The 12,078-nt window shown below is 67.8% G+C and carries 14 protein-coding genes; 6 read left to right on the top strand and 8 right to left on the bottom strand.

Annotated elements, in window-relative coordinates; translation table 11 throughout:
• Positions 1 to 242: 242 nt before the first annotated feature.
• Complete coding sequence (locus NS4_RS32145) at positions 243 to 659, top strand: hypothetical protein (protein ID WP_157105994.1); 417 nt, start codon at positions 243 to 245, stop codon at positions 657 to 659.
• A gap of 64 nt (positions 660 to 723) precedes the next feature.
• Here the strand turns inward: NS4_RS32145 and NS4_RS10860 are convergent, their stop codons facing one another.
• The 3 genes from NS4_RS10860 to NS4_RS10850 all read right to left on the bottom strand — a co-directional run bounded on the left by NS4_RS10860 (position 724) and on the right by NS4_RS10850 (position 2,982).
• Positions 724 to 1,251, bottom strand: a complete 528-nt coding sequence (locus NS4_RS10860; protein ID WP_030524389.1) for a hypothetical protein — start codon at positions 1,249 to 1,251, stop codon at positions 724 to 726.
• Positions 1,252 to 1,423: 172 nt separating this feature from the next.
• Positions 1,424 to 2,047 carry a superoxide dismutase gene (locus NS4_RS10855; RefSeq protein WP_063059404.1) on the bottom strand — a complete coding sequence of 208 codons (624 nt, stop codon included), beginning with the start codon at positions 2,045 to 2,047 and terminating at the stop codon, positions 1,424 to 1,426.
• A gap of 296 nt (positions 2,048 to 2,343) precedes the next feature.
• Positions 2,344 to 2,982 carry a hypothetical protein gene (locus NS4_RS10850; RefSeq protein ID WP_063059403.1) on the bottom strand — a complete coding sequence of 213 codons (639 nt, stop codon included), beginning with the start codon at positions 2,980 to 2,982 and terminating at the stop codon, positions 2,344 to 2,346.
• A 492-nt stretch (positions 2,983 to 3,474) separates the two neighbouring features.
• On the opposite strand from NS4_RS10850, the gene NS4_RS33340 reads away from it, so the two are divergent.
• From NS4_RS33340 to NS4_RS10830, 4 genes are read left to right on the top strand one after another with little or no spacing between them, the layout of a single operon-like run.
• Entirely contained in the window at positions 3,475 to 3,837 is a 363-nt protein-coding gene (locus NS4_RS33340) for a rhodanese-like domain-containing protein (RefSeq protein WP_063059402.1), read from the top strand.
• Positions 3,838 to 3,855: 18 nt separating this feature from the next.
• Complete coding sequence (locus NS4_RS10840; protein ID WP_063059401.1) at positions 3,856 to 4,905, top strand: DUF4328 domain-containing protein; 1,050 nt, start codon at positions 3,856 to 3,858, stop codon at positions 4,903 to 4,905.
• Positions 4,902 to 5,687: a glycerophosphodiester phosphodiesterase gene (locus NS4_RS10835; RefSeq protein ID WP_063059400.1), complete on the top strand. Its 786-nt coding sequence runs from the start codon at positions 4,902 to 4,904 to the stop codon at positions 5,685 to 5,687. The genes NS4_RS10840 and NS4_RS10835 overlap by 4 nt, the downstream gene beginning before the upstream one ends.
• 51 nt (positions 5,688 to 5,738) lie before the next feature.
• Positions 5,739 to 6,659 (top strand): DUF5926 family protein, encoded by a 921-nt coding sequence (locus NS4_RS10830; RefSeq protein ID WP_063059399.1) that lies wholly within the window; start codon positions 5,739 to 5,741, stop codon positions 6,657 to 6,659.
• Positions 6,660 to 6,928: 269 nt separating this feature from the next.
• On the opposite strand, the gene NS4_RS10825 is transcribed toward NS4_RS10830, so the two are convergent.
• From NS4_RS10825 to NS4_RS10805, 5 genes are all read right to left on the bottom strand, one after another.
• A complete protein-coding gene (locus NS4_RS10825; protein WP_063059398.1) occupies positions 6,929 to 7,480 on the bottom strand; it encodes a ferritin in 552 nt (183 codons plus the stop codon).
• 92 nt (positions 7,481 to 7,572) lie between these two features.
• Positions 7,573 to 8,166, bottom strand: a complete 594-nt coding sequence (locus NS4_RS10820; RefSeq protein ID WP_245665275.1) for a ferritin — start codon at positions 8,164 to 8,166, stop codon at positions 7,573 to 7,575.
• Between the two features lie 11 nt (positions 8,167 to 8,177).
• Positions 8,178 to 9,542 carry an LCP family protein gene (locus NS4_RS10815; protein ID WP_084487115.1) on the bottom strand — a complete coding sequence of 455 codons (1,365 nt, stop codon included), beginning with the start codon at positions 9,540 to 9,542 and terminating at the stop codon, positions 8,178 to 8,180.
• A 106-nt stretch (positions 9,543 to 9,648) separates the two neighbouring features.
• Positions 9,649 to 10,425, bottom strand: coding sequence for a CPBP family intramembrane glutamic endopeptidase (locus tag NS4_RS10810; protein WP_063059396.1), 777 nt, complete (start codon positions 10,423 to 10,425; stop codon positions 9,649 to 9,651).
• 148 nt (positions 10,426 to 10,573) lie between these two features.
• Complete coding sequence (locus tag NS4_RS10805) at positions 10,574 to 11,335, bottom strand: DUF2470 domain-containing protein (protein WP_063059469.1); 762 nt, start codon at positions 11,333 to 11,335, stop codon at positions 10,574 to 10,576.
• A 175-nt stretch (positions 11,336 to 11,510) separates the two neighbouring features.
• Here NS4_RS10805 and NS4_RS10800 point away from each other — a divergent pair, with 175 nt between their 5' ends.
• Positions 11,511 to 11,924 (top strand): hypothetical protein, encoded by a 414-nt coding sequence (locus NS4_RS10800; RefSeq protein ID WP_063059395.1) that lies wholly within the window; start codon positions 11,511 to 11,513, stop codon positions 11,922 to 11,924.
• Positions 11,925 to 12,078: the final 154 nt, after the last annotated feature.

Raw genomic sequence — 12,078 nt, 5'->3', positions numbered from 1 at the left:
CTGCTGTCCGGTCACCCGGAACGGATTTATGGCATCGCTACAGCAAACAGATCGAGAGCCCTGAACCCCGACGTGGGGGCCGCGACTATCGCACCGGGGACGGAAACGTCCTTATGAGTCATGAAGCGCTACCGGCCGCTGAACAGCCGGATCGCCGAAAGAAATGGTGCCGCGAGACCGGACGGAAGCTCGACGGAACCGGTCGATCGGTAGACTACCGACCAACGAGAGGATCACTCCAGATGTCGATCGAGAACCGCCTTGCTGTCCTGGAGGCCCAGGTCGTGCAGATCATCAACGAGCGGGATCGGGAGCCGGAATCGGTCCGGGCCCTTCGCGCTCGGATCGACAGCAACCACAATGCGGTGCTCGGCGAACTCGGGAGTCTGCACGCAGACGTCCAGGATCTTCGGACCGGCCAAGCCCGGCTCGAGGCGGGGCAGGCGAAGCTGCGTGGTGACGTTCAGGAGCTGCGTGGCGACGTTCAGGAACTGCGTGGCGACGTTCAGGAGCTGCGTGGCGGACAGGCCCGACTCGAAACGGGGCAGACGAAGCTGCGTGGCGATGTCGAAGAGCTGCGTGCGGGGCAGACCCGGCTCGAAACGGGCCAGCAAGCTCTCATGGACAGACTCGCGGAAGTCTTGTCGAAGCTGCAGTAGCCCGCGGATCGGTCGTCGAGGTCTTGCCGGACCGGCGTCGACGCCGGTCCGGAGCCTTACCGGCTCAGGCGGCCAGCAGCATGGCCAGCACAGCGGTATCGGGGTCGCTGATCGGGTCCAGACCGACCCGGCTCACCAGCGAGGTCACGGTACCGTCCGCTTCCGCCTCGGCCCAGGCCGCGCGGTGTTCGAGCCCCAGGTGGGGCAGGCCCGGCAGCAGTACGCACCCGGAGGCGGCGCCGGTGCACTCGGGCAGGGACGGATTGGTCTCCGCCGGCGGGTGCAGCATGAACAGGGCGGGTGGAATGTGCTCGGCGAATCGGCCGGGCCGTACCCCGTCCTCGCCGAGGACCGGCCCCTCGGCGATCACCAGGCCGACGGTATCCGGCTCCGGCTCGTCGGGTAGTTCCTCACGGACTCCGAAAACGGTCGAGGTTGTCAGCAGGCCGGGCATGGATGCCACTCGTACGGCGAGTACCAGCAGCTGCGACCACTCTTTGGTGGTGTCGGGCCAGCGTCCGGAGATGACGAACCCGCGTAGCGTGCCACCGGCGTGGAACGGCGTGACGCCGATCGGACTGTTGCTGCGCATGAGGCCTCCCGTGCGTAACCGGGGGCGGCTTTGCCCGTCCTCGAACTGTCGTGGAAGAAGAGGATCGCGCAGAAGGTATCTGGCACACAAGTACCAGAGAGTGCCAATTCGGGCAGAAAAGGCAAAAGACCCGCGGGCTCGGCAGCCCGCGGGTCTTTCAAGAAATGGTCGCTCAGCCGAAGATGAGACCCTGCGCCTGGCTGGTGGCCTTGGCGAAACGCTCCTGGACGTCGGCCCAGTTGACCACGTTCCAGAAGGCCTTCACATAGTCGGCCTTGACGTTCTTGTACTGCAGGTAGAAGGCGTGCTCCCACATATCGACCTGCAGCAGCGGGATGATGCCGAGCGGCACATTGGCCTGCTGGTCGTAGAGCTGGAAGGTCAGCAGCTTCCGGCCGAGGGTGTCGTAACCGAGCACCGCCCAGCCCGAACCCTGCAGTCCGTTGGCGGCAGCGGTGAACTGCGCCCGGAACTTGTCGAAGGAGCCGAACTGGTCGTCGATGGCGGCGGCCAGTTCACCGGTCGGCTTGTCGCCACCGTTGGGGGAGAGGTTCTTCCACCAGATGGAGTGGTTGACATGGCCACCGAGGTGGAAGGCGAGGTTCTTCTCGTGCAAGAAGATGGCGCCGTGATCATCGGCTTCACGCGCGGCTTCGAGCTTCTCCAGCGCGGTGTTCACTCCGGCGACGTAGGCCGCGTGGTGCTTGGAGTGGTGAATCTCGTTGATCTGCCCGGAGATATGCGGCTCCAGGGCGCCGTAGTCGTAATCCAGATCTGGCAGCGTGTACTCAGCCACGAATGTCCCTTCCTTGTCGGGTCGAGTGCGTCCTGTACGGGATGCTCCCGACCATTCGTACACCCGATCGGTCCAACTCGCCCCGACGCCCCACCATTCCACATCGGGTCACCACCGACCATTCGACATCGAACCGGTGCACGCCGCGCGGCCCGGTGGCACCTGCCCGCAGTAGTACCGAGTCGGCTCTCGGGCACGCACCGAACGCGTGGCGTAGCGTCGTCCGGCTACTGCCACCCCGTCGCCGCCCGTACGGTATCCGGCCGATACACAGTTCGCGCAGCGACGGAACCCTGCTACAGCGGCGGCGCGATACCGGGATGGGTGGCCCGGGGATCGCCTTTGGCGTGCGCGACCCACCAGCGTTCGGCCCCGGCGACCAGTTCCGGCAGCGGAACGGGTTCGCCTCCGGTGGTCCGGGCGGTGACGGTGTCGAACCACACCCGGATATCGAGAGCCCGGGGATCGACGCCCTCCTCCTGGGAGAACTCCAGCACGTGCCGGGCGATCCGGGTGTCGATGGTGGTATCGAAACTGAGCAGCTCGCTCCACAGGGTCCAGCCGCTGTCGTCCAGGTCGACGAACTCCCAGCCGTGCAGGCGGCTACCGCCGAAACTCGCTACGGCGGCGGGTAGTTCGGGCAGCTGCAGCGGCAGGACCCGCGGTTGTAGATCGTCCCACCGCTGGATTCGCAACGATGCGGCAATCCTGGTGACTCCCTGGAACACCAATCGCACCCGCCGGTGGCCGATACCCGAATCCGGTTGCGGTTCCGATATGCCCGATATTTGCTGTGGCAGGCTCAATACCTCTAGGTCGAGGTCCAGTCGTTTGGCCTCGGAATCGATTTCCAATCCCAGACATCCGGCTTCCGACAGTGCCTTGTCGAGGCCGGCCACGTCCAATCCGTCGAGTAACCCCCTGATCGCTGTCATGGCGCCAGATTACCGAGGTCATGGTCGGAAACCGGGGATTTCGCCGATTTCCGGTTCCCGGGGAACCGATCCGGGTCTCCTCGCGTCCAACTCGATATCGGGTCACGCAACGGCGCGTGACCCGATCGAGTGGCCGGGCGGCCGCTCCGGGATTTTTGGAGGGGAGTACCGGATCGGCCGTACGGTTGCATCATCAATGCAGGTCAGAATGCCTTTGATGGGTCATCCGAGATGATGGTGCGCTGAATGATAGCTGATACCAGCGAATTTGGTGGTGGGTTATGCGCATAACTCATGAGATGCTGTCGACGTCGTACTCGCATCCGTCTGCTGTCGGCGAGCCGCGTCGCCCTCGGCGAATGCACCGCATCGTCCGGCGTGTCGGCGGCCGTGACATCCGGCCGGCGAGGTCCGGGCGAGCAGGTCCCGCCCGGACGCCCGCTCCGACGAGAGCCGGGCAGCCGCCGAGGTGGTTATGGCAGGATCAAGGGGGTGACGAGCTTCGGAGTCCCGTCGGTACCGGTCGAGGCCGTACCCGCTGAATTCGACCATCCGCCCGGGGAGGCGGCTGCCGCCGTCCTGCTCGACGTGCGCGAAGACGACGAATGGCAGCTCGGCCACGCACCCGGTGCCGTGCACATTCCGCTCGCCGATGTTCCCGCGCGCTACGGCGAACTGGACCCCGATGCCGATCTGTACGTGGTCTGCCGGCAGGGCGGTCGCTCGCTCGAGGCCGTGAAGTTCCTCGCGAACGTGGGCTATGAAGCGGTGAACGTGGCAGGCGGGATGGTGGCCTGGCAGCAGACCGGTCGTCCGCTGACCGGCGAGGGTGACGAGCCCGCGAAGATCTACTGACGAAAAGCGAGGTGCGCGGTGAGTACGGTGGTGCAGCCATGTGCCCGCTGCGGTACGCGCTGGGCGGTGCAGGGCCCGCCGATGCACTGGTGTCCGCGCTGCCGCGGGGTACTGCTCTCACCGGGGCCGATCGATGCCCCGCCGGAACGCCGTAACTACCGCTGGGTCGCCCGCCGCCCCGGACGGCGCACCCACCCACACCGGGGCGCGGTCACCGGCCGTGCGAGTGCCGGGACCCCGCGCTACACCGAGATCCCGCGGTGGGGTCTGCGGGATCGGCCCGCCACCGATCGCGAAGCGGACCGGCACCGCCCGCTCAGCACGCTGACCCGCTGGGCGCACACCGCACTCTTCGCCACGGCCGTCCTGTTCGCGGTGTCCGCCGTGGCCGAATCGATCCGCTACCTGATCCTGCTGCGCAACCGCACCCGCCTCATCGAACCGCCCCTGCTCTGGTTCTCCGACGCCCTGGTGAACACCGCGGCACTGTTCGCGCTCATCATGGCCCTGGTCGCCGCGGTGGCCACGCTCGGATGGCTGATCGAGGCCCGGCGCGCGGCCTTCGCGGCCGCCGGCCGCCGCGACCCCCGCTCACCCCGCATGCTCGCGCTGGGCTGTCTGATCCCGGTGGTCAATCTGATCTGGCCCGGGGTTTTCCTCACCGAGGTCGTGTCCGGCCGTACCGACCCGCGGGCCCGGATCGCGGTCCGCGTCTGGTGGGCGGCCTGGGTGTTCGGCGGGCTGGTCGCTGTCGCGGCGCTGTACTGGCGGACCGCGGACTCGCTGCAGGCGAAGGCCGACGGTGTGCTCTTCACCGCATTCACCGACGCGGTGGCCGCCGCCGTCGCGGTGCTGACGCTGTGGGTCCTACGCACGCTGGAGGGCCGGGACCTGCGCGGTCGCAGTCGGCTCGCCCAGCGCTGGGTGATCGCCGTAGACCCAGCGACACCGTTGATCGAACCGGTGCACCCGGGGACGACCGCTACGGTGAGCACCGCGGCGGACGCCGACAGCGCCGATTCCCCCGACGGCGCCGACCGAGCACCACAGGAGGTTGTGGCCAAGTGAGCGAGGGCACTGACCAGTCGGTTCAGAACGGCCGCGCGCCGTTCGTGGTCGCGCATCGAGGTGCCTCGGCGGCGCGCCCCGAGCACACCCTGGCAGCCTATGAACTGGCCCTGGAAGAGGGGGCCGACGGAGTGGAATGCGATGTCCGGCTCACTCGGGACGGACATCTGGTGTGCGTTCACGACCGGACGGTGGACCGTACCTCCACCGGCAGCGGTCTGGTCAGCGAGCTGACGCTGGCCGAACTGAAGGACCTCGATTTCGGTGACGGCGTCCCCGCCGGTGTCCTCACCCTGAGTGAGTTGATCGGGTTGGTGCTGGACTGGCGCAGCCGGCCTACGAAACTGTTCATCGAGACCAAACACCCGGTCCGGTACGGCTCCCTGGTGGAGAACAAGGTGCTGGCGGAACTACAGCGCTTCGGCATCGCCACCCCCGCCTCGGCAGCCCATTCACGCGCGGTGGTGATGTCCTTCGCCGCCACCGCGGTCTGGCGGATCCGCCGCGCGGCACCGCTGCTGCCTACCGTGCTGCTGGGCGAATCCTCGCGCTATCTGGGTGGCAGCGCGGCGACGACAGTCGGGGCGACCGCGGTGGGTCCGTCGGTGAAAACCCTGCGTGAACACCCGGATCTGGTCGACAAGGCGGCCGCGGCCGGCCGGGCGACCTACTGCTGGACGGTCGACGAACCCGACGATATGCAGTTGTGTGCGGACCTCGGCGTGAGCTGGGTGGCGACCAATCATCCCGGCCGCGCGAAAGCCGTGCTGGCCAACAGCTGAAGTGTGTGGCCTGCGGCTGATCCGGTGCGGTGCCGTGTAGTTTGACCAGCCGTGGGTAAGAGCAAACGCAATAGTCCGAAACCCGGCGGAAACCGGGCCCAGCGGCTGGCCGAACGCCGGACGGCGTTGCAGGAGGCCGAACAGGCCGTCGTGCGGCCGTTCCAGGGCTTGGCCGCCGAATGCGATCTGGTCGCGCTGCGGGAGTTCGTGCCGTCGGCGACCGCCGAGCTGAAGCTGGCCGACGGCGTGGCCGCCGAACGTGCCGTGGTGCTGGCAACTGTCCTGCCGGGCGCGGTTTCCGCGCTGGTGCGGGCCGGGGATTCGCCCACCGGTTACGTCGGTGTGCAGGTGCAGACGCCGAGTTCGGATCCGGGCGCCGATATCGCCGCCTCCATCCTGTGGACTCAGTCGGCCGATCCGGGCGATTCGCTGGCTGTGGCACATGCCGCGCCGGGTGGGCCCACGCTGGCCGATGTGCTGGTGGCCGACGCCGCGCTCGAATTGACCGTGCACCAGGACTTCGACTGGTGGGTGCCCGAGGGCGTGCAGCCCGATCCGCAGATCGCCGCGACGATCGAACAAGCGAAACAGGCGATCATGCCGACGGATCGACTGGATCTCGGCGCGGACGCGATCGGGGCTCCCTGGTGGGTCGACGCCGGGGAAAAGGCCCACCTGCGCTGGGTACGGCCGGAATCCGAAGACGACCTGATGCTGGCGCTGGCCCGGTTGCACGCCGCCGGTGGGTTGCATCTCGGGGAGGGCTCGCGGTTCGCGGGCTCTTTCCGCACCCACGGCCTGCTGGTGCCGGTGTTCGATCTCGACCCGGACCGGCATGTGAGCGAATGGCGCTCTCCGGCAGTGGAGTTCGGGGCCCGACTGGCCGACGCGCTGGCGACGGACACGCCGCTGACCTCGGAGCAACGGCGCTCGCGGGACGGTCTCCGGTCACGGCAGGTCACCCTCCGCTGAATAAACCGGAATATTTTTAGAAAAACTCTTCTTTCCGGCGGCGATCTCGGCTAGGTTTCAGAGGTCGCCGTTTCTGGAACCCCCCGGCGACACAACGTCAGCCGACACAACGACCCGGCGCCGGCTGACGTAACGGAGCATCGGCCGCCCGACCTCGGCGCAGTGGGCCGGGACGGCCGATGCTCCAATCATCACCCGGGGCCGGCATCGGCCCGCCGCGGTTCCGTGCTCACGAAACCCATCGGCGGGTGGACGCGGACCGTTACCGATCAGACATGGCCTCCGGCGGCCGAGGGCGCACCCGACACCTTCGACGGGTCATCGCTCATCTCACGCGCGATGAACTCCTCGAGATCGAACAGGTTCGAACCCGCGCGGTCGGCGACCGTGAGCAGGGTGGTCATCTTCGCCACTTCCTCGACCTGCTCCTTGAGGAACCACTGCATGAACTGCTCGCCGAGGTAGTCGCCCTCTTCGCGGGCCGTGCTGGCCAGCTGGACGATCTGATCGGTGACCGTCTTCTCCTGTTCGAGCGCCATCGCGATCGGTTCCCGGGCATTCTCGAAATGTGATTTCGCCGCATCGATACCCGTGAGATCGACGCTGATGTCCCGATCCAGGAAGTACTGGACGATCATCATCGCGTGATTGCGTTCCTCCACGGCCTGCGCGTAGAAACGCTTGGCGAGCTGGGGAAGGTCGGCATTGTCGTACCACACCGCGATGGCGATGTACTGGTGCTCGGCATTGAACTCGTGCCGAATTTGGTCGTGCAGCAGTCCGTGGAATTTGCTGCGGGGACTCTCCGGATGATTGGACATGCCTTGACATTAACGCCGGAAAGTGAGGCTGTCATCCAAGTGCAGCCTTAATGAGGATAGTGTTGCCTCACGGAATTGAGGATAGTGTTGCCTTATCGATTACGGCCCGCCCCAGCCATTTTGGGCACGGATTGATTCGCCACCGGAACCGTCGAACGCAGCTCCCGCGCCACGAACTCCTCCACGTCGAGAAGGTTCCCGGCCGCCCGATCCGTCACAGCCAACAGTGTAGACATACCGGCCACATCCTGTTGCCGGCATTCGAGCAACCAGCTCATGAATTGCTCACCCAGAAAATCGGACCATTCTCGCGCCAAATGCGCCAACTCGGTGACCTGATCGGTTGCGGTCTCCTCTCTGGCCAGCAGGAAAGCTATTGCCGCGCGCGGCGATTCGAAAGTCTGCCGAACTTCCCCCAAACCCCCGATGGTGATCTCCAGCTCGCGGTCGATCAGATACTGCACAATTCGCAACGCGTGCCCGCGATGCTGCTCGGAACGCGCATAACAATGACCGGCCAATTGCGGTAACCGTTGGATATCGAAGTAGACCGCGGCCGCCAGGTACTGCTGGGAAGCGGTGAGTCCGTGCCGTACCTGCGCGCGCAACTGGGCGATGAACGGCTGAGCCAGATCGCTGTCGTGCATGTGATCGACGTTACTGTGTTTTCGGCGCGCCGAAAACACAGCCGGGGCTCCTATTGGTCACCCGCGAGGTCGGCCGGGATCGGGTCGCCGTCGGCCAGGGCCTGGAAGAAGCGGTCGGCGTCGGGGTCGGCCCACAGGAGCACATTTCCGCTGTCGGTGTCGGTGAAACCGCCGACCGGGACCGTGGTGGCGAGGGTATCGCCGCGTAGTGCCCAGGCGAGGCGGGCCAGGTCCCAGATGTGATCGCCCTTGTCCACGGTCAGGGAACCGGCGGTGTCACTGACCATGGGCCACAGGGCGAAGGGATTGGCCAGGGTGGCGGGGCTGGTCGCCTTCTCCAGCAGGGCGGACAGGAACAGGCGCTGGTTGTTCATCCGGTCGATATCGGCCAGCGCGGTGGCGCGGCTGCGGACGAAACCGAGGGCCTGCGGGCCGTTCAATTCCTGACAGCCGGCCGGGAGGTCGATACCGGCCAGCGGGTCGTTGATGGCCTGCGGCACGCAGACGTCGATACCGCCCAGCGCGTCCACGACGCCGGCGAAACCGGCGAATCCGATTTCCGCGTAGTGGTCGATCCGTAGTCCGGTCGCGGTCTCCACTGTTTCGGTCAGCAGCGGTGCGCCGCCGAAGGCGAACGCGGCGTTCAATTTGTCCTGTCCGTAGCCCGGGATAGCGACATAGGAGTCGCGGGGCAGGCTCACCAGCGTGGTGCGGCCCGACGGCGGGACGTGCACCAGGATGATCGTGTCGGTGCGCGGATCGCCGACCTCGCCGCCGGTGGCCAGACCACTGGTCTGCTCCTCGGAGAGTCCGGCCCGGCTGTCCGAGCCGACCAGCAACCAGTTGGTGCCGGCGGTGTTGCCGACTCGGTCTTCGTAGTCGGTGAGTGCGTCGATTCGGGTGAGTGAACCGTCGACCTTCACGACTCCGTAGATCAGCAGCGCCAGCAGGGCCAGCGCGATGGCGAGGAACCAGCGGCCGATATGGCGCTTACGGCGCGGACGCCGGGACGGCGGTGCCGCCGGGCGGCGGCCCGGTGGATTCCCCGTCGGCGGCGGCCGGCGGCGGTCGTCGCGGAACGGGACAGGGCGCTGGGTGGGGGCGTGACCGCCTTCGCGGTACGGCACCGGACGTTGCGTCGGGGCGTGGGTGGGCGGGTGCGGTTTGCCGCCGCGGCCCGGCGCGGGCGGCCGAGGGGGAGCGTGACGACCCTGCGGCGTCTGCGACCAGGCCTGTGGCGGTTCGTAGCGTTCGGTGGGACGGGGCTGCCCCGGCCCGGGATTACGGCGCGTCACCTGCGGCGGTTCGACCGGGGGCCGGCCACCCTGCGGAGGTGGGGGGCGGCGCGCGCCGGCTCGTCCGGGTCCCCCGCTGTGCGGCGGCACCCGGCGCATACGTGGGTCGTCGCCGTTCATCATCATCAAACTGTACTTATCGATCGGGACCTGTTCTGTCAGCGCAGGCGGGCGTCCGCTCGACCCGCAGGTGAGCGCGCTGCGCCGGTATAGACGGCTTACCCCGCTACGGCAGCCAGGACACCCGGCCGTGCAGCAACCCGTAGCCGACATAGGCCACGATGTCGATCACGGCGTGCGCGATGATCAGCGGCCACAGCCGGCCGGTGCGCTGCCAGAACCGGCCGAAGATCACCCCCATCACCACATTGCCGAGCCCGCCGCCCAGGCCCTGGTACAGGTGGTAGCTCCCGCGCAGGAGCGCGGACGCGGCCAGTGCCGAATTGTCCGACCAGCCCAGTGCTCGCAGCCGGGTCAGCAGAAAGGCCACCACCACGATCTCCTCGGCCGCCGAATTCGCGCAGGCCGAGAGTACGAGGGCGGGAATGCGCCACCAGTGGTCGCTCAAGGCGTCGGGCACGATCGTCACATTCACGCCGAGCGACTGCGCGACGAGATACAGTCCCAGACCCGGCAGCCCGATAGCGGCGGCGAGCGCCAGACCATACAACCAGTCGGGCCGGAACCGGGCGCGCGCGAGTCCGATCGCCCGCGGTCCGATGCCGCTACGCCACAGCAGGTAGAGCGCCAGTCCCGCCCACGCCGCCAGCCGCAGCACCCCGAGCAGTTGGAAGAGCAGATCGATGACCGACCGGGTGGCCCGCGAGGAATTCAGCGCGACCGTTTGCCCGCCGACCCCGCCGGGCGCGAGGGCGCTCTCCAGCAGTGACAGCGCCGCGTTCATACCGCTGAGCCCGAAGGTCACACCGAGGACCACCAGGATCTCGAGCCGGATCCCTCGCTGTTCGCCGGTCCGGTCGTCGACCGGGCTGCTCTCCCGCATGAACAGAATCTACGTGTGATGTGCTGTGGGCCATCCAGGGAGCGGTGACCATCGAGTCACTGCGGCGACCGCGTCCACCGTTCGATGCCGTGTGGCGGGGACATGTCGCCCACCGGTCCGCGGCGCCGCAGGCGAGGCAATGGATCGCTCAGCGGCGTAGGCCGTTCAGGAATGGGCAGCCGGCCAGGGTGCGGACGGCGCGTCCCAGGGCTTCGACGTCTTCGGCCGGGGTCGCGAAGGGGAGGCGGAAATCGTGGTCGCCGTCGATTCCTTCGATGCGCAGGGTCAGGCCGTAGCGGTCGACGGCCAAGGGGTGGATGCGGCCGTGGCGGAGTTTCGCCGGTAGATGCCGGGCCAGCTGGGCGACCACGTCGGCATGGTCGGCGTCGAGGTGCTGTAGCCAGGCCGATTCCATTCCGCAGAAAGGGTCGGGGGTGGCCAGTCGCAGTTCGTCCACACAGACGGATTCGGCTCCCGATGAGTCGGCTACCACGGCCGAATTCAGTACCAGGCGCAGCAGGGTGGTGGTATGGCCGATATCGAGCAGGCCGGGGTGCGGGTGATCCTCGGCGACGGCGCTGACCAGTGTTCGCTGGGCGCGGGCCGGTACGCCGCGGAGCCAGCCGCGTAACCAGACCAGGGCCCGTACCGGTTCCCGCAGGGGCAGTGGTGCGTGGTCGGTGAGCTCGAGAACGGCGGGTGCGCCGGCGATGGCGGTGCCGGCCGCGTACACGGCAGCGCTGTCGTTGGGTACCGCGATCACCACGTCGCCGCACTGGCGCAGGAAATGCACCGATACCGGGGTCGGGTCGGCGCCCGGGAGTGCGAGTACTGCCTGCTCGGCATGTACGCAGGCGTTGCGGACGCGTTCGGCGGTGGACGGGGCGGGTGCGGCGGCGGTCGGCGCCATCGGTACCTCCATTGCGGGCGTGCCCGACTTCACAAGCATTGATTTAGGTAAACCTAAGCTAAGTTAAACTCCGATATGGCGCAAGAGCGTCGACGCCGCCGGTGTCGGCAGGCGCATCCCCGCGCGCCGGGTATGCCCGGCGCGGCCACGGCCGCACCGGGCATACGATCTGGGTGTGGTAGCTGGGGAATCGCAGCCGGTACTCGTCGAATTGACCGTCCCGAAGCGCACGACCGAACTCGGACTGGTCGATGGCCTGGTGGTCCCGACCGGAACCTACGCCGGGGTGCGCATGGTCGAGCCGGCACTTTCCGACGAAGGGGTCGCCGACCTGCTGGCCGAGGTCGCGCACAGCCCGGACGGCTTCGCGGCCCGCGGCGACAGCGTCACCCGTGCGCTCGCCATCGTCGCCGCCACCGCCGCGGCGCTGTGCGGCGACGATATCCGCACCGCCCTGCGCAGCCCGGATACCGCCTTCCTGTCCGGCCTCTCCAGTGGCGCGGTCGACGCGGTCCGCGAGGTGCTGCTCGGAATCGAGAGCGACGAGCCCGCCGAACTCGAGCGGGCGCTGCGGGCCGCGTTGGGCTGACCGGAGTATGGCCCCGGAAGCGCCGGTCCGACAGGCCGAGCAGGTTCGAACACGCCGGCCCTGAGGCCCGTCGGTAGTAAGCCGGTCCGGCGGCGCACGCCCAACCGGTCCGGACCCCGTCCGTGGTCGCGCGATCGTCCGGAATCCCGTGGTC

The sequence above is a fragment of the Nocardia sienata NBRC 100364 genome, assembly GCF_001613205.1.
GTDB lineage: Bacteria > Actinomycetota > Actinomycetes > Mycobacteriales > Mycobacteriaceae > Nocardia > Nocardia sienata.
Note: the sequence above shows the minus strand (reverse complement) of the source record. Positions and strands in the feature narration are given on the sequence as shown.

What these genes read in the sequence shown, in the direction of transcription:
- NS4_RS10850 (WP_063059403.1), bottom strand. Translation starts at nt 2,982, where the DNA reads ATGACAGCGATCAGGGGGTTACTCGACGGATTGGACGTGGCCGGCCTC.
- NS4_RS32145 (WP_157105994.1), top strand. Translation starts at nt 243, where the DNA reads ATGTCGATCGAGAACCGCCTTGCTGTCCTGGAGGCCCAGGTCGTGCAG.
- NS4_RS10860 (WP_030524389.1), bottom strand. Translation starts at nt 1,251, where the DNA reads ATGCGCAGCAACAGTCCGATCGGCGTCACGCCGTTCCACGCCGGTGGC.
- NS4_RS10825 (WP_063059398.1), bottom strand. Translation starts at nt 7,480, where the DNA reads ATGTCCAATCATCCGGAGAGTCCCCGCAGCAAATTCCACGGACTGCTG.
- NS4_RS10810 (WP_063059396.1), bottom strand. Translation starts at nt 10,425, where the DNA reads ATGCGGGAGAGCAGCCCGGTCGACGACCGGACCGGCGAACAGCGAGGG.
- NS4_RS10815 (WP_084487115.1), bottom strand. Translation starts at nt 9,542, where the DNA reads ATGAACGGCGACGACCCACGTATGCGCCGGGTGCCGCCGCACAGCGGG.
- NS4_RS10805 (WP_063059469.1), bottom strand. Translation starts at nt 11,335, where the DNA reads ATGGCGCCGACCGCCGCCGCACCCGCCCCGTCCACCGCCGAACGCGTC.